Annotated in this window: 22 protein-coding genes and 1 pseudogene; 7 read left to right on the forward strand and 16 right to left on the reverse strand. The window is 70.3% G+C overall.

Annotated elements, in window-relative coordinates:
* Nucleotides 1–69 precede the first annotated feature (69 nt).
* The 11 genes from hpnE to ACFXC1_RS42635 all read right to left on the reverse strand — a co-directional run bounded on the left by hpnE (nucleotide 70) and on the right by ACFXC1_RS42635 (nucleotide 10,907).
* Entirely contained in the window at nucleotides 70–1,473 is a 1,404-nt protein-coding gene (gene hpnE / locus ACFXC1_RS42585; RefSeq protein ID WP_381253463.1) for a hydroxysqualene dehydroxylase HpnE, read from the reverse strand.
* Entirely contained in the window at nucleotides 1,470–1,592 is a 123-nt protein-coding gene (locus ACFXC1_RS42590; RefSeq protein ID WP_381253466.1) for a DUF6380 family protein, read from the reverse strand. Before ACFXC1_RS42590 ends, hpnE begins: the two co-directional genes overlap by 4 nt.
* Nucleotides 1,592–2,542 carry a presqualene diphosphate synthase HpnD gene (gene hpnD / locus ACFXC1_RS42595; RefSeq protein ID WP_381253469.1) on the reverse strand — a complete coding sequence of 317 codons (951 nt, stop codon included), beginning with the start codon at nucleotides 2,540–2,542 and terminating at the stop codon, nucleotides 1,592–1,594. The genes ACFXC1_RS42590 and hpnD overlap by 1 nt, the downstream gene beginning before the upstream one ends.
* On the reverse strand, nucleotides 2,539–3,441 hold the full coding sequence (gene hpnC / locus ACFXC1_RS42600; RefSeq protein WP_381253472.1) for a squalene synthase HpnC: 903 nt from the start codon (nucleotides 3,439–3,441) through the stop codon (nucleotides 2,539–2,541). The genes hpnD and hpnC overlap by 4 nt, the downstream gene beginning before the upstream one ends.
* Before the next feature lie 361 nt (nucleotides 3,442–3,802).
* On the reverse strand, nucleotides 3,803–4,609 hold the full coding sequence (locus ACFXC1_RS42605; RefSeq protein ID WP_381253475.1) for an ABC transporter ATP-binding protein: 807 nt from the start codon (nucleotides 4,607–4,609) through the stop codon (nucleotides 3,803–3,805).
* Nucleotides 4,602–5,531, reverse strand: coding sequence for an ABC transporter permease (locus tag ACFXC1_RS42610; protein WP_381253478.1), 930 nt, complete (start codon nucleotides 5,529–5,531; stop codon nucleotides 4,602–4,604). The genes ACFXC1_RS42605 and ACFXC1_RS42610 overlap by 8 nt, the downstream gene beginning before the upstream one ends.
* 149 nt (nucleotides 5,532–5,680) lie before the next feature.
* Nucleotides 5,681–6,553, reverse strand: coding sequence for a glycosyltransferase family 2 protein (locus tag ACFXC1_RS42615; RefSeq protein WP_381253677.1), 873 nt, complete (start codon nucleotides 6,551–6,553; stop codon nucleotides 5,681–5,683).
* Nucleotides 6,554–6,558: 5 nt separating this feature from the next.
* On the reverse strand, nucleotides 6,559–7,338 hold the full coding sequence (locus tag ACFXC1_RS42620) for a CDP-alcohol phosphatidyltransferase family protein (protein ID WP_078532484.1): 780 nt from the start codon (nucleotides 7,336–7,338) through the stop codon (nucleotides 6,559–6,561).
* A complete protein-coding gene (locus tag ACFXC1_RS42625; protein WP_381253481.1) occupies nucleotides 7,316–8,377 on the reverse strand; it encodes an iron-containing alcohol dehydrogenase family protein in 1,062 nt (353 codons plus the stop codon). Before ACFXC1_RS42625 ends, ACFXC1_RS42620 begins: the two co-directional genes overlap by 23 nt.
* A complete protein-coding gene (locus ACFXC1_RS42630; protein ID WP_262057373.1) occupies nucleotides 8,365–9,117 on the reverse strand; it encodes a phosphocholine cytidylyltransferase family protein in 753 nt (250 codons plus the stop codon). Before ACFXC1_RS42630 ends, ACFXC1_RS42625 begins: the two co-directional genes overlap by 13 nt.
* The gene (locus ACFXC1_RS42635) at nucleotides 9,114–10,907 is read right to left on the reverse strand and encodes a DUF5941 domain-containing protein (protein WP_381253484.1); all 1,794 of its coding nucleotides are present in this window, start codon (nucleotides 10,905–10,907) and stop codon (nucleotides 9,114–9,116) included. The genes ACFXC1_RS42630 and ACFXC1_RS42635 overlap by 4 nt, the downstream gene beginning before the upstream one ends.
* Nucleotides 10,908–11,351: 444 nt before the next feature.
* Between ACFXC1_RS42635 and ACFXC1_RS42640 the strand changes: the two genes are divergently transcribed.
* On the forward strand, nucleotides 11,352–12,296 hold the full coding sequence (locus tag ACFXC1_RS42640) for a cation diffusion facilitator family transporter (protein ID WP_381253487.1): 945 nt from the start codon (nucleotides 11,352–11,354) through the stop codon (nucleotides 12,294–12,296).
* A gap of 200 nt (nucleotides 12,297–12,496) precedes the next feature.
* Entirely contained in the window at nucleotides 12,497–13,090 is a 594-nt protein-coding gene (gene idi, locus ACFXC1_RS42645) for an isopentenyl-diphosphate Delta-isomerase (protein ID WP_359613714.1), read from the forward strand.
* A gap of 9 nt (nucleotides 13,091–13,099) precedes the next feature.
* Here the strand turns inward: idi and ACFXC1_RS42650 are convergent, their stop codons facing one another.
* A complete protein-coding gene (locus ACFXC1_RS42650) occupies nucleotides 13,100–13,612 on the reverse strand; it encodes an ATP-binding protein (RefSeq protein WP_381253680.1) in 513 nt (170 codons plus the stop codon).
* Nucleotides 13,613–13,816: 204 nt separating this feature from the next.
* On the opposite strand from ACFXC1_RS42650, the gene ACFXC1_RS42655 reads away from it, so the two are divergent.
* Nucleotides 13,817–14,566, forward strand: coding sequence for an enoyl-CoA hydratase/isomerase family protein (locus ACFXC1_RS42655; RefSeq protein WP_381253489.1), 750 nt, complete (start codon nucleotides 13,817–13,819; stop codon nucleotides 14,564–14,566).
* Here ACFXC1_RS42655 and ACFXC1_RS42660 read toward each other — a convergent pair.
* Nucleotides 14,544–14,688 (reverse strand): annotated as a pseudogene (locus tag ACFXC1_RS42660) (DJ-1/PfpI family protein); the annotation flags it as partial. The gene ACFXC1_RS42655 and the pseudogene ACFXC1_RS42660 overlap by 23 nt on opposite strands.
* A 56-nt stretch (nucleotides 14,689–14,744) precedes the next feature.
* On the opposite strand from ACFXC1_RS42660, the gene ACFXC1_RS42665 reads away from it, so the two are divergent.
* On the forward strand, nucleotides 14,745–15,614 hold the full coding sequence (locus ACFXC1_RS42665; RefSeq protein WP_381253492.1) for an SCO6745 family protein: 870 nt from the start codon (nucleotides 14,745–14,747) through the stop codon (nucleotides 15,612–15,614).
* A 6-nt stretch (nucleotides 15,615–15,620) separates the two neighbouring features.
* Here ACFXC1_RS42665 and ACFXC1_RS42670 read toward each other — a convergent pair whose 3' ends face one another.
* Nucleotides 15,621–16,355 (reverse strand): DUF6585 family protein, encoded by a 735-nt coding sequence (locus tag ACFXC1_RS42670; protein ID WP_381253495.1) that lies wholly within the window; start codon nucleotides 16,353–16,355, stop codon nucleotides 15,621–15,623.
* Between the two features lie 197 nt (nucleotides 16,356–16,552).
* On the opposite strand from ACFXC1_RS42670, the gene ACFXC1_RS42675 reads away from it, so the two are divergent.
* On the forward strand, nucleotides 16,553–18,940 hold the full coding sequence (locus ACFXC1_RS42675) for a Tex family protein (protein ID WP_381253496.1): 2,388 nt from the start codon (nucleotides 16,553–16,555) through the stop codon (nucleotides 18,938–18,940).
* A gap of 104 nt (nucleotides 18,941–19,044) precedes the next feature.
* Complete coding sequence (locus tag ACFXC1_RS42680; RefSeq protein WP_381253498.1) at nucleotides 19,045–19,680, forward strand: DinB family protein; 636 nt, start codon at nucleotides 19,045–19,047, stop codon at nucleotides 19,678–19,680.
* Nucleotides 19,681–19,696: 16 nt separating this feature from the next.
* Here ACFXC1_RS42680 and ACFXC1_RS42685 read toward each other — a convergent pair whose 3' ends face one another.
* Nucleotides 19,697–21,340, reverse strand: a complete 1,644-nt coding sequence (locus ACFXC1_RS42685) for an ABC-F family ATP-binding cassette domain-containing protein (protein ID WP_381253500.1) — start codon at nucleotides 21,338–21,340, stop codon at nucleotides 19,697–19,699.
* Nucleotides 21,341–21,388: 48 nt separating this feature from the next.
* Entirely contained in the window at nucleotides 21,389–22,414 is a 1,026-nt protein-coding gene (locus ACFXC1_RS42690; protein WP_381253683.1) for an oxidoreductase, read from the reverse strand.
* Between the two features lie 84 nt (nucleotides 22,415–22,498).
* Between ACFXC1_RS42690 and ACFXC1_RS42695 the strand changes: the two genes are divergently transcribed.
* The gene (locus ACFXC1_RS42695; RefSeq protein WP_381253502.1) at nucleotides 22,499–23,458 is read left to right on the forward strand and encodes an FAD-dependent oxidoreductase; all 960 of its coding nucleotides are present in this window, start codon (nucleotides 22,499–22,501) and stop codon (nucleotides 23,456–23,458) included.

Here is a 23,458-nt window from a genome sequence, read left to right on the forward strand (position 1 = left end):
CCTTACAACCGAACAGGACCACCGCCTCTGTAACCAACTGCGCGTTGGACACGGCACTACGGCACACCGTCACCAACAGCGAGTCCAACACGCCCATTCCCGTCGCGGGCCCCCCCCCCCCCCCCCACTGCGGACCGCACTTTCCATGGTCGCGGGCCACCCTGTGGCGGTCCACGCTCCGGCCAGGTAGAGGCCGGGGGCCTTGGTGCGGGCGCCGGGCCGCAGCCGTCCGACGCCGGGGGCGGGAGCGAACGTCGCCGTGCGCTCGCGGGTCACGAAGAAGTCCCTCACCTCGGCACCGCGCGCACGGGGCAGCAGCCGCTCCAGCTCGGGAAGGTAGCGCTCGCGCAGTTCGGCGACGGTCTCGTCGATCTCGTCGTGCGCGGCGGACTGGGACAGCGCCAGGTACTGGCCGTCTTTCAGCCCGGACGCCCCGGTCCGGTCGAACACCCACTGCACGGGGCTGCCCAGCGCGGCGAAGAAGGGCCGGGCGAGCACCTTGCGGTCGTAGACGACATGGACGTTGAGAATCGGCGCGGTGTCGATGGCGAGCAGCTGCTCAGGGGCGTCGAGGGCCCCGTCGGGCAGCAGATCGTGGGCCTCGCGCTGCGGTACGGCGAGGACGACGGCGTCGGCCTCGATGCGCTCGCCGGGAACCTGAACGCTCCAACGCCCGTTCTCCTCAGTGGAGACGGAGGTGACGCGTGTACGGACTTCGGTGCGCACGCCCGCGGAGTCGAGCGCCTTGCGGGCCAGCCGGTCGTGCAGTTCACCCAGCGGCACATGGGCCCAGCCGATGTCGGCCGCGCCCGGGTCGGAGAGCAGACCGGTCTTGAACACCATCGCGGCCAGCGCCAGCGAGGAATCGCCGGCCACCGCGTTGAGGGTGGCGACCCCCACCAGGTCCCACAGTGCCTCGACGGCACGCGCCGACTGACCGTGCGCGGCCAGCCAGCTGCCGAAGTCCTGCGTGTCCAGGGCCGGATCGTTGAGGTCGAGCGCTTTGAGCGCGAGAGCGGCACGGCCTACTCTGGCGCGCTCGGCGAGCGAGAGATGCGGGTAGGTGGCCAGGCTGCGCCCAAGATGCAGAGGTACGGGCAGCGCGTCGCGCCGCAGTCTGCCGAGCCGGCGGCCCTCGGGGCGGTTCGCGTCGAGTACGGGCACGTCGAGACGATCCTGCAGCGGCGACAGCGCCGCGCCCTCGATGCGGTCGAGGAACCAGCGGTAGGCGGTGCAGCAGCGCAGATACACATGCTGTCCGTTGTCGACGGTGAGTTCGCCGCGCTGGAAGGAGAAGGCGAGTCCGCCCAGGCGCGGGCGGCCTTCGAGCAGGGTGACACGGACTCCGGCGTCGGCGAGCGCGAGCGCGGTGGTGACGCCGGCCAGGCCGCCGCCGACCACGACGGCATGCCGTGGGGCCCCGTGGGCCGGTTCGTCCGAGGGCAGCCCGTCCGGCTGCGTCCCGTCGCTCATCGTGCGCTCCCCCCTGCGTACCCGCCGTGGCAGGTCGTCGCAGTCAGGGACGCGACTTCACACCGGAGGGTTGCGTGCCGCATTTCTCCGGTGACATCACCTTGGCCCACTTTGTCCATCAGGTGCGCCTCCTGAGGGTCCTGCGCGTGACGTGGCGGGTGTCCAGTCCGGACAGGCCGCGCACGGCGACGTAGGCCTTCTCACGGCCGGGCAGCGAGACCCGGCCGCGCAGCACGGCCTCCGGCTCGCGCTCGATGCGGTCCAGGAGGCGGCGGTAGATGCCGGCCATGGCGGCGACACAGGCGCCGCTGCGGCGGTCGAGCATGGGGAGCAGCCGGTAGCCCTCGGCGAAAAGGGTGCGGGCCCGGCGCACCTCGAAGTGCACGAGACCCGCGAAGTCGGAGCCCTCCGGCGGAGTCGGCCCGTCGAACCCGGCCGAGCAGCCGAATTTCGCGAGGTCGTCGGCAGGCAGATAGGTACGGCCGCCCTCGGCGTCCTCGCGGACGTCTCTGAGGATGTTGGTGAGCTGGAGCGCGAGCCCCAGCGTGTCGGCGTACTCCGAGGCGCGTTCGGAGCCGCGCGCCCCCGCTTCCGTGCCGAACACGCCGAGCGAGAGCCGCCCGATGGCGCCCGCGACACACCGGCAGTAGACCTTCAGGTCGTCCCAGGTCTCGTAGGTCTCGCCCTGGACATCCATCAGGACGCCGTCGATCAGCTCGTCCAGGCCACCGAGCGGGATCGGGAAGGCCTCGGCCGCGTGCGCGAGGGCGACCGCGACGGGGTCGGTGTCGTCCTCCTCCACCTTGCCCTCACGGACCCGCGTCAGCAGCGCCCGGGTGTCCTCCAGCCGCGCCGCCTTCACCTCGGTCGCCAGCGTGCCGTCGCCGATGTCGTCGACACGCCGCGAGAAGGCGTACAGCGCAGACATGGCGCGCCGCTTCGGCGTGGGCAGCAGTCTGATGCCGTACGCGAAATTGCGCGCCTGTTGTCCGGTGACGGCCTCGCAGTAGCTGTAGGCGGCGAGTACCGGCGCGGACATGTGCGGTGCAGACTCCACGGTCCGGATCACCCCTCTCCTCGCAGAGTCACGCCCACCTCACGCAGCAACTGGATCTTGCCGGGTTTGGGCGGGCCGGGAAGTACGTCGTATTCCGCGGCGACGATCGCTTTGATCGCCGCCCGTCCCCCCGCCACGAACCCCGCGAGCAGCAGCTTCAGTCTGCCGTGGACGCTACCCACCAGGGGGGCGCCTTCATTCAGGAGATCGCGGGCGCGTTCTGCTTCGTATGCAACCAGTGCGCGCACCGATGCGCCCGCGGAGGGCGTGGCGAGATCCGCTTCCTGGACGTGAAAGCGCTTCATGTCCTGGGCGGGCAGGTAGATGCGGTCGCGGCCGAGGTCCTCGGTCACGTCCTGAAGGTGTTCGACGATCTGCAGTGCGGTACAGATCGCGTCCGAGAGCCGGACCCGCTCGGGGGTCTCGGTGCCGGTGACGCCGAGGACGAGACGGCCGACCGGGTTTGCGGAGAGTTCACAGTAGGCAAGGAGATCGTCGTACGTCTCGTAACGCGTGACGAGCTGGTCCTGGCGGTTCGCCGCGATCAGGCCGAGGAAGGGCTCCGGGGTGAGCGCGCACCGGCGGACGGTCGGCTGGAGGCGGCGCAGCAGGGGGTGGCTCGGGGTGCCGTCGAAGACCCGGCGCAGATCGGCCTCGAAGGCGTCGAGGAGGACCACGCGGTCCTCGGCGTCCTCGGGCGACACGCCGAGCAGCCGGGCGTCGGCGCCGCCGGGGGCGAGGTCGCCGTCGCCGATGTCGTCCACGAGGCGGGCGAATCCGTAGACCGCCATGAGGTCGGTGCGCCACGCCCTGGGCAGGAAGAAAGGCGCCACGGGGAAGTTCTCGCCCGCGGCCTTGTCGAGTGTGCCGCGCTCCGGATCACCGGGGCCGGCGGTGCCGCTTCCCGTCACCGCTCACTGCCAGGGGCGGGGACGGCACATGCTTCGGTGAGCTGGGGAGTTTCCGTAGCCATTGCCGTCACATCTCCCGTTCTACACTGCCGACCCAATACACACTATTTCGGACACGCCGCCCAGTCGTCCGCACGGTGACCCGTATTTGGGTGTCGCGCATTATCGCCCCACTTGCCGCTATTCGGCACCGGTACAGCTTACGTTGTACAACGCAGCGAGCCTCCTCGGGGTGTCCTGCACATCACAACAACACACCGATTGGTGTCAAGATTCCTTGGCCCGGGCCGAGTTGACGTTTCCTTTGCAGACGCGGGGCCCTGGGAAGCGTTCCGGGCTTTTGCGCCCATATGCGAGTGGACTACTTGCCGGTGAACTTCTCGTACTCCTTGAGGACCTCTTCGGTCGGCCCGTCCATCCGCAGTTCGCCGCGTTCCAGCCACAGGACGCGGTCGCAGGTGTCGCGGATCGACTTGTTGTTGTGGCTCACCAGGAACACCGTGCCCGCGGACTTGCGCAGTTCACGGATGCGCTGCTCGGAGCGGACCTGGAACTTGCGGTCGCCGGTGGCCAGCGCCTCGTCGATCATCAGGACGTCGTGGTCCTTGGCGGCGGCGATGGAGAAGCGCAGCCGGGCCGCCATTCCGGAGGAATAGGTGCGCATGGGAAGAGTGATGAAGTCGCCCTTCTCGTTGATCCCGGAGAAGTCGACGATCTCCTGGTAGCGCTCCCTGACCTGTTCGCGGCTCATGCCCATGGCGAGTCCGCCCAGGATGACGTTCCGCTCGCCGGTGAGGTCGTTCATCAGGGCCGCGTTCACGCCCAGCAGGGAGGGCTGGCCGTTGGTGTAGACGCGGCCGCTCTCGGCCGGGAGCAGACCGGCGATGGCGCGCAGCAGGGTCGACTTGCCGGAGCCGTTGGAGCCGATGAGGCCGACGGCCTCGCCCCGGTAGGCGACGAAGGAGACGCCCCTGACGGCGTGCACCTTGCGCACCCCGCGCTCCTCGCCGCGCTTGACTATGCGGCTGAGGGCTGCCGTTGCGCTGCCCTTGCCGGTCTTGGCGCCGTGCACGCGGTAGACGATGTGCAGTTCGTCCGCGACGACGGTCGGGATCAGCGCCTGAGGCGTCTGGTCCACCGGGTTCTGCTCGGTGTCGGGCTCAGCCACGGCCGTACCTCTCCTCCGCCTGCCAGAAGTACACGAAGCCGCCGGCGAACAGGACCACGGCCCAGAAGGTGGCGATGGCCCAGACGTGCGGCGGAAGGTTCGAGGAGCCGTAGCCGTCGATGAGCGCGAAGCGCATCAGGTCCATGTAGATCGCGGCCGGGTTCACCTGGAGGAAGCGGATGAACACCTCGGAGCGGCCCTCCATCATCTTGCTGATGGAGAACATGACGCCGGACGTGTACATCCAGGTGCGCAGGATGAACGGCATCAGCTGGGCGAGGTCCGGGGTCTTGGCGCCCATCCGCGCCACGATCAGCGCGAGCCCGGTGTTGAAGAGGAACTGGAGCACCAGGACCGGGACGATCAGCAGCCAGGACATGCTGGGGTAGCTGCCGAAGCCGACGACGATAATAAACAGCACGATCATCGAGAACAGCAGCTGCTGGAGCTGCTGGAGCGCGAAGGAGATCGGCAGCGAGGCGCGCGGGAAGTGCAGCGCGCGCACCAGGCCGAGGTTGCCGGAGATCGCGCGGACGCCCGCCATGATCGAGCTCTGCGTGAAGGTGAACACGAAGACACCCGTCACCAGGAACGGGATGTAGACGTCCCGCGACATGCCCCGGCTGGCCTTCAGGATGACGCCGAAGATGAAGAAGTAGACGGCCGCGTTCAGCAGCGGGGTGGCCACCTGCCAGAGCTGGCCGAGCTTCGCCTGGCTGTACTGGGCCGTCAGCTTCGCCTGGGAGAAGGCCAGGATGAAGTGACGTCGTCCCCAGAGCTGGCGGACGTAGTCGACGAGTCCGGGGCGGGCGCCGCTCACGGTCAGCCCGTACTTGGCGGCGAGCTGCGGCGCCGTGAGGCCTTCGTCGGGCGACGGGCGCGGGCTCACCGCGACCCCGCCGTCATGCGTTGTCTCACTCAAGGGTGGAAGCCTTCATGTTCGGATGCGTCTTACGATCGTCTTGTGTTTGTCTTACGGAATTGTGCTACAGGACGCGACACGTATCCGCCGCCGGACAGGTTCCACGGGCGTCCGCGCGTCGAGCGCGCGGTCACGCACCGTCGAGCCGGTCAGATCACGGGGGGTCGACCCAGTCGGGTCAGCCGCCACACCGTACGCCACTTCATGGGCCTGCGCGGTCCGCACGGAGTGGTCCAGCCCTCCCTGAACCCGCCGAACCAGGCCTGCAGGGCCGGGCGCGAGGGCCGGCGCAGGAGGGTGAGGAGCAGCCATACCCCGAGGTAGACGGGGACGAGGGGGGCGGGGAGGTTGCGGCGGGCCAGCCAGACGCGGTTGCGGGCGACCATGCGGTGGTAGACCGCGTGCCGCGAGGGCGCCGTCGTCGGGTGGTACAGGACCATGTCGGACCGGTAGTCGATCATCCAGCCGGCGTCGAGGGCCCGCCAGGCGAGGTCGGTCTCCTCGTGGGCGTAGAAGAACTCGTCCGGGAGGGCGCCGACCTCGGCGAAGACCTGGGTGCGGACGGCGTTGGCGCCGCCGAGGAAGGTGGTGACGCGGGAGGAGCGCATGGGGTCGGAGGCGCGCAGCCGGGGGACGTGGCGGCGCTGGGTGACGCCGGTGTCCGGGTCGGCGATGCGGAAGCTGATGATGCCGAGCCGGGGGTCGGCGGCGAAGGCCTGGCGGCACAGCTCGGCGGTGTCGTGCTGGGCGAGCAGCCCGTCGTCGTCGAGGAACATCACTATGTCGACATCTCGACCGCACGGCCCGAAGGCCTCCAGGCCGATGTTGCGCCCGCCGGGAATGCCGAGGTTCTCGGGCAGCTCTATGGTCCGCACACCGTCCGGGACGTCCGGGACGGGCGAGCCGTTGCCGACGACGACCGCCTCGACCCGGTCGCCGTCCTGCTTGGCGACCGAGTCGAGCAGCGCCCGGAGTTCGTCGGGGCGGTTGCCCATGGTGATGATCACCGCGCCGACCTTCATGCCGCTCACTTCAGCCTGCTCGACGCGAGGATCGACACCAGGTGCAGCAGGGTCTGGAGCAGCGCGATGCCGGCGAGTACGGCGACGCCGAGCCGCGAGTAGAAGAGGTCGCCGCGGACCTGGTCCACGATCGCGAGGACCAGGATCAGCAGGGACGCCTCGATGCCGAGGATCAGCCGGTGGAACTTGAAGGCGGCGGCGGCCCGGCGGGCCAGCGCCATCCCGGAGGACCGCATCTCGGCCGCGGACTCCTGCACCGGCGCCTTGCCGGTCTGGTGCCGGGCGACGCCGACCAGGTCGGTCTCGGCCTTGATCAGGATCGCGCCGAGCGCCGCCAGCGTCCCGAGGAACGCCCACAGCCAGTCGATACGGCCGCTGCCCCACAGGTCGGCGGCGCGCAGCCCGAAGCCGACTAGCACGGCGGCGTCGGTGAGGTAGGCGCCGACCCGGTCGAGGTAGACGCCCGCGAGGGAGTACTGCTTGCGCCAGCGGGCGATCTCGCCGTCGACGCAGTCCAGCAGCAGATACATCTGGACGCACACCACGCCCAGCACGGCGCCCGTGATCCCCGGCACCAGCAGCGCCGGGGCGGCGAGTACGCCGAAGACGGTCATCAGGTACGTGAGCTGGTTGGGCGAGACCCTGGTGTTCACCAGGTAGCGGTCGACCCGCAGGGACACCTCACGCATGTAGAGGCGTCCCATCCAGTGCTCACCGCTGCGCCGGTCCTTCACCCCTGCGGGGTGGACGACGGGACGGAGTTCAGCTACCGATGGCCTTGACATAGTCGGCGTAGATGTCCTTGATCTGGTCGGTTTTCAGGTCGAGGTGTTCGAGGATCGTGTAGCGGCCGGGGCGGGTCTCCGGAGCGAACTCCACGGCGCGGACGAACTCGTCCACCGTGAAGCCGATCTCCTCCGGCAGCACCGGCAGTCCGTGCCGGCGCAGCACCTCGGCCATGTACGCCGATTCCTCGTGGGCTCCGCGCAGGTACATCGCGAAGGCCGCGCCCAGTCCGCACTGCTCGCCGTGGGCGGCGGCGCGTTTGGGGAAGAGCAGGTCGAAGGCGTGGTTGATCTCGTGGCATGCGCCGGAGGAGGGGCGGGAGTCGCCCGACACCGACATGGCGACACCGGTGAGGACCAGTGCCTCGGCGAGGACCTGGAGGAAGCCGTCGTCGCCGACGCCGCCGGGGTGCCTGAGGACCGCCTCGCCGGCCTGCCGTGCCATCGCCGCGGCGAGGCCGTCGATCTTCTCGCCCTTGACCCGGTTGGCCAGCTCCCAGTCCGCGACCGCGGAGATGTTGGAGACGACGTCGCCGATGCCGGAGCGCACGAAGCGGACGGGGGCCTCACGGATCACATTGAGGTCGATGACCACCGCGATCGGATTGGGCACACCGTACGAGCCGCGCCCCGCGTCGTTGTCGAGCGTCGCGACCGGTGAACACAGGCCGTCGTGCGCGAGGTTGGTGGCGACGGCCACCAGCGGAAGACCGACCCGTGCGGCCGCGAACTTGGCACAGTCGATGATCTTTCCGCCGCCGAGGCCGACGACCGCGTCGTACCGGTCGGCCTTTATGTCGCTCGCCAGCCGGACCGCGTCGTCGATGGTGCCGCCGTCGACCTCGAACCAGGTGGCGCCGGGCAGGCTCGGCGCGAGCCGTTCGCGCAGCCGGGCGCCCGAGCCGCCGCTGGCGGCGATCGCGAGCTTTCCGGAGTGCGAGATGCGTTCGTCGGCGAGCACGCACGCCAGGTCGTCGAGGGCACCCGGGCGGATGTCCACGACGAGCGGCGAGGGAATCAGCCTGGTCAGTACAGGCACGCGATCTCCCGCCCCTTGGCCAGATCGTCGTGGTTGTCGATCTCGACCCACTTGACGTCGCCGATCGGGGCGACATCGATCCGGAAGCCGCGGTTGACCAGTTCCTGGTAGCCGTGCTCGTAGAACTGCTGCGGGTCGGTCTCCCACACGGTCTTGAGCGCGTCGGCCAGTTCGGGGGTGGCGTCGCCCTCGATGAGGGTGACGCCGATGTACTCGCCGGTGGCCTCGGCGGGGTCCATCAGTTTGGTGATCTTCGTCATGCCCTTGGCGGGGTCGACGACGACCTTCATCTCCTCGTCCGCAAGGGACTTGACGGTGTCCAGCGCGAGGATGATGCGCTTGCCGTCGCCGCGGGCCGCCAGCAGCGTCTTCTCGACGGAGACCGGGTGGACGGTGTCGCCGTTGGCGAGGATCACGCCGTCCTTGAGGGCGTCACGTCCGCACCACAGGGAGTAGGCGTTGTTCCACTCCTCGGCCTTGTCGTTGTCGATGAGGGTGAGCTTGAGGCCGTACTTCGCCTCAAGGGCCGCCTTGCGCTCGTACACCGCTTCCTTGCGGTAGCCGACGATGATCGCGACCTCGGTCAGACCGATCTCGGCGAAGTTGCCGAGCGTCAGGTCAAGGACCGTGGGTTCGCCCTCTATACCCGCGGGCCCCACCGGCACCAGAGCCTTGGGAAGGCTGTCGGTGTAGGGGCGCAGACGCCGTCCGGCGCCGGCCGCCAGCACGAGGCCGATCATGCGGGTTCTCCTTCATCGTGTACGGCGGGCGCCCCTGCGGACACCCAGAAGCGGATGCTCTCGAAGAGCACCAGCAGGGCCACGGCCACGGCCAGGACCGTGAGCGCGACCGTGAACTGCGACGCGGTGAGCACGGCGGCGAGAACGGTGACGAGCAGCGTCCGCCCTTCGTGCCCCCCTATGGCGCGCACCAGCCAGGCCGGGGACGCCCCGGCGTTGCCGCGAATGCGGTACACCGTGTCGTAGTGATGGTAGGCGACCGCGGCCACCAGGCCGAAAGCCGCAGGAAGGGCTCCGTTCACCTCCGCTTCAGCCGCGAGGATGAGGACCGTGCAGTATTCGGCCGCCCGGAAGAGCGGCGGGACCAGCCAGTCGAGAGCTCCCTTGAGGGGGCGGGCGACGGCGAGCGGGGACTGGAGCACGTAGAAGACGGCGCCCAGGACGGGCACCCAGCTGCCGTATCCGCCGAACCAGGCCGCCAGGAGGACGACCGCCGTACCGACCAGCGCGGTGTGGGTCGGCGCGCGCAGGGACACCCTGCGCGCGATGCGCGTCAGCCCCTGGGCCAGTGGCCCGCTGTCCGCCAGGTCCGCCAGCGCCTGTGCCGCCCGGTCCGTGCGCCGTGCCTTCCGGGTCAGCGAGCGCAGCACCCGGCCCGCCGTCGTGTACGTCGCCGCGAAGGCACAGCCGACGAGGAGGACGTAGAAGGTGATGCGGGGGGTCGTCACGGCCGTGAGGACGGCGATCATCGCCCATCGTTCGCCGATGGGCAGGACTATCATCCGGCGCACCCAGACCGTCCAGCCGACGCTGTCGAGCTTGTCGGAGAGGGCGGCGGTGGGGCTGGTGTTGGCGGTGGCGTCGTGGTTGGCCTCGTTGAAGGAGAAGTCCACGACGTGCCGGCAGGTCTGCAGGATCATCGCGCCGAGCGCGAGCGCCCATACGTCGTCGCCGCCCCGGGCCGCTCCCAGCGCGAGCCCCGCGTAGTAGGCGTACTCCTTGGCCCGGTCGAAGGTGGCGTCGAGCCAGGCGCCGAGCGTCGAGTACTTCAGGGCGTAGCGGGCGATCTGGCCGTCGACGCAGTCCAGGACGAAGGACGCGATCAGCAGGACGCCGGCCGCGACGAACCCGGCGCGGGTGCCGGTGGCCGCGCAGCCGGCCGCGATCAGCGCGGTGAGCAGGGAGGCGGTGGTGACCTGGTTCGGGGTGAGGCCGCGGCGGGCGCACCAGCGTGCGATGTAGCGGGAGTACGGGCTGATGAAGTGGGTGGTGAAGAAGCCGTCGCGGGACTTCACGGCCGACTTCAGGCGTACGGCCTCGTCGTCCACGGCGGCCACGGCCTGGCGGGCTTCGTTGCTGGCCTGAGGGTCGGCGGGGACGGTGGCGACGAGGCTGCCCAGTTCGGGGCGGTGCACGGCCGAGCCGTCGGCGTCGAGGGCGGTGACGATGCGGTCGGCGAGGTTGTCGAGGAGGGTCGTGCCGCCGCCGACCGAGTTCTCCCGGGCCATCGCTCGGGTCAGGGCCTGACGGCCGGCCGGCTGCGCGGTGACGGCGCCCGGTACCGCGGCGAGCGGGAAGCGGGGGTCGGTGAGGCCGAGGCGCAGCGCGTGCAGATGGCCGACGAAGCGGGCGTCCACGACGGCGACGCGCCGGTCAGCGGGAACGGTCGCCAGCAGCGTTTCCGCCTCGGCGGTGTCGGCGGCGATCCGGACCTCGAAGCCGAGCGAGCGCAGGTCGTCCTCGATCGACGATCCGGGGACCGGCTGACCGGTGAGGATGGCGGTCGACAACCGAACTCACTCCCTGGTGCCGACGCGTGGGCGCCGGTCATGTGCATGGTGGTGGCGCCCCTTGGGTGGCACCCGGGCGGCATGTCGGCAGAGGCTATCGGATGCTCTCAAGCCCTTGTTCACCGGCCGTTCATAGGCTGATCAACAGGATCTGCAAACGCCTCCGCCGAGATCATCATCAGGGATTCGGCCCCTGGCCGACAAACCGCACATGCCAGAGCGGGCATCGCCGGACATTCCGCGGAGCCCATTACGGCGGTCAGCGCGTGCGGCCGTAGGCCTGAGCCGTCTTCCGCACCCTCCCGCAGGCACTCCGCGCCACTCCGACCTACGATCCGTTTGCGCAGGTCAGAGCAGATGACAACGGTGTTCAGTGCCGCGTTGCCCCATACCCCCCACCCGTAGTTCACTGTGATTCGGGCAGTCATCAGGAGGGCGGCTTTCATGGGGGCAGGGCACGACCACGGGCATTCCCACACACACGGCGCACCCGTCCCCGGTACGGCCGCGGCGGCGTACCGGGGCAGGCTGCGCGTCGCGCTGGGGATCACGCTCACCGTGATGGTGGTCGAGGCGGTCGGCGGACTGCTCGCGGACTCCCTCGCGCTCATCGCGGACGCGGCCCACATGGCGACGGACGCACTCGGGCTCGGCATGGCACTGCTCGCCATCCACTTCGCCAACCGCCCGGCGGCCGGCAACCGCACCTTCGGCTACGCCCGCGCGGAGATCCTCGCCGCGCTCGCCAACTGCCTGCTGCTGCTCGGCGTCGGCGGCTACGTCCTGTACGAGGCGATCCAGCGGTTCGTCGTGCCCGCCGACACCGAGGGCGGACCGACCGTCGTGTTCGGTCTGATCGGCCTGGTCGCGAACATGATCTCCCTCACGCTGCTGGCGCGCGGACAGAAGGAGAGCCTGAACGTGCGGGGCGCGTTCCTGGAGGTGGCCGCCGACGCGCTGGGCTCCCTCGCGGTGATCGTCTCGGCCGTGGTGATCCTGGCCACGGGCTGGCAGGCGGCCGACCCGATCGCCTCGCTCGCCATCGGCCTGATGATCGTGCCGCGCACGCTGAAGCTGCTGCGCGAGACCCTCGACGTCCTGCTGGAGTCGGCACCCAAGGACGTCGACATGCGGGACGTACGGGCACACATCCTTGCCCTGGACGGCGTCGAGGACATCCACGACCTGCACGCCTGGACGATCACCTCGGGCCTGCCGGTGCTCTCCGCACACGTGGTCGTCGGCTCGGACGTCCTGAACGCCATCGGCAACGAGAAGATGCTCCACGAACTCCAGGGCTGCCTCGGCGACCACTTCGACGTGGAGCACTGCACCTTCCAGCTGGAGCCCGGCGGGCACGCGCGGCACGAGGCGAAGCTCTGCCACTGACCACCGACAGAAACCGACAGAAATTGAGGGAAACCGACCAGTTCGGACGGAACGCAACCGTCCGGCGTACACCCGTGTCCACACTCCCGTGACCCCACCCCCGGACGGTTCCCCCGCCGCCGCGCCGGGCACGATGAACTGCCGGGAGTGCCGGATTCGTACGGCAGACTTGGCCCTGAAGACCGATGTGAAGGATGGGTATGCCGATCACACCTGCCACCGCGACGCACACCTCGTCGAACGGCACCGCCGAAGCGATCCTGCTCGAACTGGTCGACGAGAACGGCGTGACGATCGGCACCGCGGAGAAGCTCTCCGCCCACCAGCCACCGGGGCGGCTGCACCGCGCCTTCTCCGTCTTCCTCTTCGACGAGCAGGGCCGGCTGCTGCTCCAGCAGCGGGCGCTCGGCAAGTACCACTCCCCCGGCGTCTGGTCCAACACCTGCTGCGGTCACCCCTACCCGGGCGAGGCACCCTTCGCGGCGGCGGCCCGGCGGACGTACGAGGAGCTCGGGGTGTCGCCCTCGCTGCTCGCCGAGGCGGGCACGGTGCGCTACAACCACCCGGACCCGGCCTCGGGCCTGGTGGAGCAGGAGTACAACCACCTCTTCGTCGGCATGGTGCAGTCCCCGCTGCGGCCGGACCCGGAAGAGGTGGGCACGACCGCGTTCGTGACCCCCGCCGAGCTGGCGGAGCGGCACGCGAAGGACACCTTCTCGTCCTGGTTCATGACGGTCCTGGACGCGGCCCGCCCGGCGGTCCGCGAGCTGACGGGCCCGTCCGCGGGCTGGTGACCGGCCGGCCTACGGCACCCGCGCGGCGGTGAGCGGCAGCGCGGCCCAGATCACCTTGCCGCCGCTCGCCGTGTGCTCCACGTCGCACACGCCGCCCGCCTCCCGGGTCACCTCGCGCACCAGGAGCAGTCCCCGGCCACCGGTCTCGTCGTGGTCGGCCACCAGGGCGGTCGGGCGGTAGGGGTGGTTGTCCTCGACGGACACCCGCACCCACTCGGCGCCGACGGCGACCTCCACCGCGAGTATCGGCGACAGCAGCGCCGCGTGCTTGACCCCGTTGGTGACCAGCTCGGAGACGATCAGCAGCAGCCCCTGCAGCAGGTCGTCCGTCAGGGGCACGCCCTGGCGGAGGAGCAGGTCCCGTACAGCGTGCCGCGCCTGCGGGACGGAGGCGTCGACGGCGGAGGCGGTGAACCGCCAGACTCCCTCGTACGGCAGCGGACCCGGCGGAGCGGGGGCCGGGAGATCGTCCCCGCCGCCGCCTTCTGGGCGGGGGCCTGCCCCACGCCCATCGTTCTCCATCGTCCGGTCGCCACCCTTGCGCTCGATTGTCACCACCTGATGAGTGTTGGCAACGACCCGCACCGTCCCCTACGACTGAACAGAAGTCAGCAGTTTTCGGGTGTATTACGACCGCTTCCGCCCGGCACGGTCACGTGTCGGACCGCTCGTGTTCCGATCATGCCGACTTCGCGAACTCTTCCGGTTGTACGTAGCATCCGGCGCATGGAGCCCCGACTGCTGCACGAGGTCGCCGACTCGGTCGCCACCGTCGTCGTCCACCATCCCGGCAAGCGCAACGCGATGACTGCCGCCATGTGGCGCGCGCTGCCGCCGCTGCTCGACACCCTGGCGTCCGATCCCGCCGTACGGGCGCTGGTGCTGACCGGTGAGGGCGGGACGTTCTGCGCCGGGGCCGACATCTCCACGCTGCGGGATTCGGCGGATGAGGCACAGGGGCTCGCGGTGCTCGCAGAGGAGGCACTCGCGGCGTTCCCGAAGCCGACGCTGGCCGCGATCCGGGGTCATTGTGTGGGCGGCGGGGCGCAGTTGGCGGCGGCCTGCGATCTGCGGTTCGCGGAGCAGGGGGCGCTGTTCGGGGTGACTCCGGCGAAGCTCGGGATCGTGTATCCGGCCTCCTCCACCCGGCGGTTGGTGTCGCTGGTGGGTCCCGGAACCGCCAAGTACCTCCTCTTCTCGGGCGAGTTGATCGACGCGGACCGGGCGCTGCGCACCGGATTCCTCGACGAACTGCTGCCCGAGGGCGAACTCACCAAGCGGGTCGCCGAGTTCACCCGCGTGCTGACCACCCGCTCCCGGCTGACGCAGGCCGCGGCGAAGGAGTTCGCCAACGGGCGTACGGACAGGGACGGTTACTGGGCCGAGCAGGCACGCGGCAGCGACGACACCGCGGAGGGCGTCACCGCGTTCCTGGAACGCCGCGAGGCGCGCTTCACCTGGACCGCGTCAGGATGAAGCGGCTTCCGGCCCGGAACTTCTCGACGAGATGCGCGGGCGCCTTCTGCGGGGACCCCGCGTCGTAAAGTCAGGCCCATGTCGATACCGGAGGAGACGCCGGCCGCGGTGACGTACTTTCCCGCCATCCGACGCCCACCACTGGAGACCGTACCGACCAGTCGGTAACGTGACCGTCATGACTACTGCCGCCGTCGACCCCCGTGCCGGGCGCCGCTGCCACAACGCGCTCAACTCCCTGCACGCCACGCTCTACTTCTCGCCCGACCTGGGGAGGGAACTGGCGGAGCTCGGGGTCACGGACTCCAGGGCCGTCAACTTCGCCGCGCGGGCGGCGGCGCTGGGACGGGTCGGGCCCGGCGTGGTGGCGGCGACCTTCTACAACTACAAGTACGAACTCGTGGCCCGGTATGTGCCCGCCGTGTGGGAGACCGTCTCCCCGGAGCGGGCCCTTCGGGCACGCGCGCGTGCCGTCGACGCGACCCTGCGCCGGCTGCTGGACGACGACGTCGTCGAGTCGGAGGAGATGGCGGAGGCCGCGCGGCTGGCACTGCGGGCCACCGAGGCGTGCTCGCGTACCGCACGTCCCCTGTACGCCGCGCACGCCGATCTGCCGGTCCCCGAGGAGCCGCACCTCGCGTACTTCCACGCCGCCACCCTGCTGCGCGAGCACCGCGGCGACGGTCACCTGGCCGTCCTGATGTCCGCCGAACTCGACGGCCTGGAGGCGGTGGTGACCCACACCGCGACCGGCAAGGGCATGACCCCGAAGTGGGTGTTCGGCACCCGCGGCTGGAGCCAGGAGGAGTGGGACGCCGCATCGGGACGGCTGCGGGAGCGCGGACTGCTCGACGGGGACGGCGAGTTGACCGAGGCGGGCGTGGCGCTGCGCGCCGGGATCGAGACGGAGACCGACCGCCTGGACCGGGCACCGTACGAGCGCCTGGGCGCCGGAGGAGTCGCACGGCTGACCGAGCTGGCGACCGGCTTCGCCCGGCGCGCGCTCGCCGCCGGGGCGTTTCCGGCGAATCTGCTGGGCAAGAGCTAGGAGGGTTCAGGAGTTGCGGTGCTTGTCCACCATGGTCAGGAACACCTGAAGATTCGGGACGCTCTTGGCCATGGAGCGGGCCCAGAAGGCGGATTCGCCGGCCTTCGTCACCGCGACGGCTCCGCCGCCGAGCTTGACCTGTCCCACCTGGGTCCAGGGCAGCAGCTGCTTGCGGTGCGCTACGCCGGCGGTGGAGAGGTCGAACTCGCCGAAGTCCAGGACCTCGCCGGCCAGGAACGCCTGCTGTGCGGTGGCGCCCTGGGCCCGCAGTACCGCCCGCTGCATGGCCGGGGCCCAAGTGCGGGGGTTCTCGTAGAAGTTGGTGACCGTCACGCTCGCGCCGGGGCTCGTCGCCACGCAGGTGTACTGGATCGGCCCCGGTATGCCGTTGATGATCTTCTGTACCTGCTCCTCGTAGAGCCTGATCCGGTCCCACCGTACGGCGACCGTGCCCACGCCCGTCTCCTGGTCGGCGATCACGCCGTGCTCGAACAGGTGCAGCCGCTTGGCCGCCTGTCTGGGGTTGAAGTCCGGGGTGCGGCGGAGCGCCACGTAGTAGAAGATCACGGCCGGCACCACGAACATGAACAACAGCACCGCGAGCGTCACGTAGAGCGACGACTTCACGAACCACCCGAAGCGCTGGGGCTTGAAGGTGGCGAGCAGCGCACCCAGTTCGTGCTGTGCCGCCAGTTCGGCGACGGCGGGGGACGGGGGCGCAAGGGGGACTGTCGCGGGCATGAGCCTCAACTTCGCTGTAAGGGGTGTCAGTTGTCTGCTGCCTGCTCATACCAGGCGATACCCGCAGCCTGTACTACTCCGCTCCCACCGTCCAGAAGATCACGGAAAATCGAATCCGGGACGGCGCCCTGATCCCCGAGTGTCAGTGTCACCTGCCACAATTGCCGCGCAACCTCAGTGGAGAAGGCGGTACGGGCGTGACGACACCCCTCGTAGGGTCCATCGAAGGCAGGATCGCCGAGGAGCTCGGCGTACGGGAGCGGCAGGTGAAGGCCGCCGTCGAGCTGCTCGACGGCGGCTCGACGGTGCCCTTCATCGCCCGCTACCGCAAGGAAGCGACCGAGATGCTCGACGACGCGCAGCTGCGCACGCTCGAGGAGCGGCTGCGGTATCTGCGGGAGCTGGGGGAGCGGCGGGCCGCGATCCTCGAATCGGTGCGCGAGCAGGGCAAGCTCACCGAGGAGCTGGAGGCGCAGATCCGGGCGGCGGAGACGAAAGCGCGCCTTGAGGACATCTACCTTCCCTTCAAGCCCAAGCGGCGTACCAAGGCGCAGATCGCACGCGAGGCGGGGCTCGAGCCGCTCGCGGAGGGCCTGTTGGGCGATCCGTCCGTGGAGCCGCTGGCCGCTGCCGCCGCGTTCGTCGACGCCGACAAGGGTGTCGCCGATCCGCAGGCCGCCCTGGACGGCGCCCGGGCGATCCTCACCGAGCGGTTCTCGGAGGACGCCGACCTGATCGGCGAGCTGCGCGAGCGGATGTGGGTGCGCGGACGCCTCGCCGCGAAGGTGCGGGACGGCAAGGAGGAGGCGGGCGCCAAGTTCGCCGACTACTTCGACTTCTCGGAGCCGTTCACCGCGCTGCCCTCGCACCGCATCCTGGCGATGCTGCGCGGCGAGAAGGAGGAGGTCCTCGATCTCGTCCTGGAGCCCGAGGAGGCCACCGAGGGGCCTTCTTCCTACGAGGGGATGGTCGCCCATCGCTTCCAGATCCTCGACCGGGGCCGCCCCGGCGACAAGTGGCTGCAGGACACGGTCCGTTGGGCCTGGCGCACCCGCATCCTGGTGCACCTCGGCATCGACCTGCGGCTTCGGCTGCGTACGGCGGCCGAGGACGAGGCGGTCAACGTGTTCGCCTCGAACCTGCGCGACCTGCTGCTCGCCGCCCCGGCCGGCACGCGCGCGACGCTGGGTCTGGACCCCGGTTTCCGTACGGGCGTGAAAGTGGCCGTCGTCGACGCGACCGGCAAGGTCGTCGCCACGGACGTCATCTACCCGCACGTTCCGGCGAACAAGTGGGACGAGGCCATCGCCAAGCTGGCCCGGCTGTCCGCGCAGCACTCGGTCGACCTGATCGCGATCGGCAACGGCACGGCATCGCGTGAGACCGACAAGCTCGCCGGTGAACTCATCACCAGGCACCCGGAGTTGAAACTCACCAAGGTGATGGTGTCCGAGGCCGGCGCGTCCGTGTACTCGGCGTCCGCGTTCGCCTCGCAGGAACTGCCCGACATGGACGTGTCGTTGCGCGGCGCCGTCTCCATCGCCCGCCGACTCCAGGACCCGCTCGCCGAGTTGGTGAAGATCGACCCCAAGTCGATCGGTGTCGGCCAGTACCAGCACGACCTGTCCGAGGTGAAGCTGTCGCGTTCGCTGGACGCGGTGGTCGAGGACTGTGTGAACGGCGTCGGTGTAGACGTCAACACGGCCTCCGCACCGCTGCTTTCACGCGTCTCCGGCATCACCTCCGGCCTCGCCGAGAACATCGTGTCGCACCGCGACGCCAACGGCCCCTTCACCTCGCGCACCCAGCTGAAGAACGTGGCACGGCTCGGCCCGAAGGCCTACGAGCAGTGCGCGGGCTTCCTGCGCATCCGCGGCGGCGACGACCCGCTCGACGCGTCCAGCGTGCACCCCGAGGCGTATCCGGTCGTACGGCGGATGGTGAAGACGGCGGGCAGCGAGGTCGCCTCGCTGATCGGCAACACGGCGGTGCTGCGGTCCCTGAAGCCGACGGAGTTCGTCGACGAGAAGTTCGGTCTGCCGACCGTGACCGACATCCTGAAGGAGCTGGAGAAGCCGGGGCGCGACCCGCGGCCCGCGTTCAAGACGGCCACGTTCAAGGACGGCGTCGAGAAGATCTCCGACCTCGCACCCGGGATGGTCCTTGAGGGGGTCGTCACGAACGTCGCCGCGTTCGGGGCGTTCATCGACGTCGGTGTCCACCAGGACGGGCTTGCACACGTCTCCGCCCTGTCGAAGACGTTCGTCAAGGACCCGCGGGACGTGGTGAAGCCGGGGGAGATCGTCAAGGTGAAGGTGCTTGATGTCGACATTCCGCGGAAGCGGATCTCGTTGACGCTGCGGCTGGAGGACGAGGCGCAGGCCTCCGGCGGGGAGCGGGGACAGCAGGGTGGGGGTGGCGAGCGCCGGCAGCGTGGTGGGCGTCCTCCCCAGCAACGCCAACAGCAGCGCCAAGGTGGTCAGGGTGGCGGGGCGCGGCCGGCGGCTCCGCCGGCCAACAGTGCGATGGCCGATGCTCTGCGCAAGGCGGGGCTGCTGGACCCGGGTAAGAAGGGCAAGCGCTGACGGCTGCGGCCGTCAGGTTGTGGGGAGCTGCGGGCCGGTGGGGGCTGGTCGCGCAGTCCCCGCGCCCCTGCAGAGCGCGCAGCGCTCTGCGACAGACTGGGCGCATGATCACACCGGACTTCAAGGCCGACCTCCGCGTCATTCTGCAGGACAGCCGTGACACGCTCTTGTGGAAGCTCGATGGGCTCTCGGAGTACGACATCCGACGGCCGATGACGCCGACCGGCACCAACCTGCTGGGGCTGGTCAAGCATCTGGCCGGGGCCGAGGCGTTCTACTTCGGAACGGTCTTCGGACGGCCGGTCGACGCGCCGGAGTTGTGGATCGCGGGAGACGCCGAGCCGAACGCGGATCTATGGGCGACGCCGGACGAGACGCGGGAACAGATCGTCGGGGACTACCGGAGGATATGCGCGCACTCGGACACGACGATCGAGGCACTACCCCTCGAAGCGATCGGCCGTCTGCCCGGTGAACCGGGGCGCGAGATGACGCTGCACCGCACCCTCGCCCACATGATCTACGAGACGTCCCGGCACGCAGGGCACGCCGATGTCGTACGGGAACTCGTCGACGGATCGGTGGGACAGCGGGCAGCAGGCGACAACATGGCGCCGGGCGACGCGAGTTGGTGGGCGGAGCACCGGGAAAAGGTGGAGCAGGCCGCGAAAGAGGCCGCACGGCAGCGGCCTGAAGGGGCGCGGGGAACTGCGCGACCAGCCACGACGGACCCGCAGTGAACGAACTCTCAGCACCTCACCGCTGCTCAGTCACCTTCCCGTCCGCCACCTCCAACCGCCGAGTCACCTGAACCGCGTCCAACATCCGCCGGTCGTGCGTGACCAACAGCAGCGTGCCCTCGTAGGCATCGAGCGCCGACTCCAACTGCTCGATGGCCGGCAGGTCCAGGTGGTTCGTCGGCTCGTCCAGAACCAGGAGGTTGACACCCCGGCCCTGGAGCAGCGCCAGGGCCGACCGCGTGCGCTCGCCCGGCGACAGCGTCCCGGCCGGCCGCATCACATGGTTCGCCTTGAGGCCGAACTTGGCGAGCAGCGTGCGGACTTCGGCCGGCTCCGTCTCCGGGACAGCCGCGCAGAACGCGTCGAGCAGCGACTCCGTGCCGTGGAACAGCCGGCGGGCCTGGTCGACCTCGCCGACCAGGACGCCCGAGCCCAGCGAAGCCTGCCCCGAGTCCAAGGGGATACGGCCGAGCAGCGCGCCGAGGAGCGTCGACTTGCCCGCGCCGTTCGCACCGGTCACCGCGACCCGGTCCGCCCAGTCGATCTGGAGGGACACGGGGCCGAAGGTGAAGTCGCCGCGACGTACCTCGGCGTCCCGCAGGGCCGCGACGACCGCGCCGGAGCGGGGCGCGGAGGCGATCTCCATGCGCAGCTCCCACTCCTTGCGGGGCTCCTCCACGACGTCGAGGCGTTCGATCATGCGCTGGGTCTGCCGGGCCTTCGCGGCCTGCTTCTCGCTGGCCTCGCTGCGGAACTTGCGGCCGATCTTGTCGTTGTCGTTGTTCGCCTTGCGGCGGGCGTTCTTGACACCCTTGTCCATCCAGCCGCGCTGCATCTGCGCCCGGTCCTGGAGCGCCGAGCGCTTGTCGGCGTACTCGTCGAAGTCGTCGCGGGCGTGCCGGCGGGCCACCTCCCGCTCCTCCAGGTAGGCCTCGTAGCCGCCGCCGTAGAGGTTGATCTGGTTCTGGGCCAGGTCGAGTTCGAGGACCTTGGTGACGGTGCGGGTGAGGAACTCGCGGTCGTGCGAGACGACGACGGTGCCGGCGCGGAGGCCGGAGACGAAGCGTTCGAGGCGTTCCAGGCCGTCGAGGTCCAGGTCGTTGGTGGGCTCGTCGAGGAGGAAGACGTCGTAGCGGGAGAGGAGGAGGGAGGCGAGGCCCGCGCGGGCGGCCTGGCCGCCGGACAGGGACGTCATCGGCTGGTCGAGGTCGATGGTGAGGCCGAGGGTGTCGGCGATCTCCTCGGCTCGTTCGTCGAGGTCGGCGCCGCCGAGGTCGAGCCAGCGCTCCAGGCTCGCGGAGTAGGCGTCGTCGGCGCCGGGTGCGCCGTCGACCAGTGCCTGGGTGGCCTCGTCCATCGTGCGCTGGGCCTCGGCGACGCCGGTGCGGCGGGCCAGGAACTCGCGCACGCTCTCGCCCGGGCGCCGGTCCGGTTCCTGCGGGAGATGCCCTACGGTCGCGGCCGGCGGGGAGAGGCGCAGCTCGCCCTCCTCCGGTGCGAGGAGACCGGCGAGCATCCGCAGGAGGGTGGACTTGCCGGCGCCGTTGGCACCGACGAGGCCGATCACATCGCCGGGGGCGACGACGAGGTCGAGCCCGGAGAAGAGGGCGCGGTCGCCGTGTCCGGCGGCGAGATTCTTGGCGACGAGAGTGGCAGTCATCAGACCGCCGATCCTAATCGGTCCGTTTGCCCGCTCGCGCCGCGGTTTTCAGCGCGCCATCGGCTCCACCAGCACGCTCCCCGTGGTCCGGGCCACGACGAAGGACTCGCCCTTCACGGCTTTCGCGTCGAGGGCGATGCGGTGGCGGCCGGGTTCCAGGACGCCGTCGAAGACGTCCTGGGTGTGGCTGCGGTAGAGGCGGTCGAGCCGGTACGCGGTGACGCGTACCCGGCACGGGGAGGTGACCTCGACGCCCGCCTCGCCGTCGGCGGCGACGAGCCCGGTCAGCCGGTGCTGCTCCAACGGGCGTCGGTCCAGGGCGTGTTCGATCTGGGCGACGAGGAGCGGGACGATGGGGGCGAGTCCGTCGACGTAGGCCACGTCGACTCCTGCGCGGTCGAAGGCGGTCCGTACGGCGGCGCGCTCGTCCTGGGTGACGGCACGGCCGAAGGCTACGGCGCCGTAGCCGCGGAGTTCGTCGGCGGGGACGTGGGTCGCGTCGCCGGTGATCTCGGCGCCGATGCCGATGGCGCGGAGGGCGGCGGCGAGTTTGTTGAGGACGGCGACGCGGGCGCCGATGAGGAGGACGCGGCGCTTGGCGGCCGGGGGGTCGGTGCCGTCGATGAGGGCGTCGAGGGCGGCGCGGTATTCGGTGCCGGCGAAGCGGAAGGGTCCTATGCCGTGGTAGCCGTTGCGCTCCAGGTCGGGGTGTTCGTCGGTCTGCCACGCGAAGTCGCGCCAGATGTAGTCGGTGCCGTCCCGTTCGATGACGGCGGTGACGGCGCCGCAGGCCAGGTCCGCGCACTCGGGGCAGCCGTAGATGATGTGGCGTCCGCCCTCCAGGGGTGGGTCGGTCTCCAGGAGGAGGCTGCGGACCTGGGCGGTGAAGATCGCGGGCGGGACGTCGGAGGCGAGCGGGGAGACGGCGTCCAGGTCGGCGAGCCGGAAGAGCAGCGGGCGGCCGTCGACGAGGAAGTCGACGAAGTCGCGGTGTACCTGGTAGCCGCCGTCCGCGAGGACTTCACCGGCGCGCATCGCCGGTGCCAGGCCGAAGGCCGCGTACGCGGCGGACATCGCGTGTTCGGCAGACATGCTGTGAGTATCCCCAGCGAGATGCCGGTGTGAGCACGGCATGGGGTATTCCGCTACGGTCCGCGCATGGAGAGCGGTGTGAGTGGCGAAGTGATCGTGGTCGGCGGGGGCGTCATCGGGCTGACGACGGCCGTCGTCCTGGCCGAGAGCGGTGCCCGGGTCCGGGTGTGGACGCGCGAGACGGTCGAGCTGACGACCTCGGCGGTCGCGGGCGCGCTGTGGTGGCCGTACCGGATCGAGCCGGAGGCGCTCGTCGGTGAGTGGGCGCTCCGATCGCTGGGCGTGTACGAGGAGTTGGCGGCGCGGCCAGCGGAGACGGGCGTACGCATGGTCGAGGGTGTACAGGGCGGGACGCGGCTGGACGAGCTGGGGCCGTGGGCGCGCCGGGTGCCGGGGCTGCGCGAGGCGCGGGCCGAGGAGTACGCGGGAGGTGGGCTGTGGGCACGGCTGCCGCTGATCGACATGTCGGTCCATCTGCCGTGGCTGCGGGAACGGTTCCTGCGGGCGGGCGGGACGGTCGAGGAGGCGTCGGTGACGGACCTCACCGAGGTGCCGGCACCCGTCGTGGTCAACTGCACGGGCCTGGACTCCCTTGACCTGGTGCCCGATCGTTCGATGCGGCCGGTGCGCGGTCAGCTCGTCGTGGTGGAGAACCCGGGGATCACGACCTGGTTCACGTCCGTCGACCACGCGGCCGACACGTCCACGTACTTCTTCCCGCAGCCCGGCGGCCTGATCCTGGGCGGCACGGCCGAGGACGGCGCCTGGTCGATGACGCCGGACCCCGCGACCGCCGAGGCGATCATCGCGCGGTGCGCGACGATCCGGCCGGAGATCGCTGACGCCCGTGTCCTGGAACACCGGGTGGGACTGCGACCGACGCGGCCCGCGGTACGCCTGGAGCGTCAAGTGCTGCGCGGCGGCCGGGTGTTGGTGCACAACTACGGTCACGGCGGGGCGGGGATCACGGTCGCCTGGGGGTGCGCGGAGGAGGCCGCGGGGCTGGCGCGGCTGCGGTTGGGCTGA

It is taken from the genome of Streptomyces hokutonensis (assembly GCF_042751305.1).
Lineage (GTDB): Bacteria > Actinomycetota > Actinomycetes > Streptomycetales > Streptomycetaceae > Streptomyces > Streptomyces hokutonensis_A.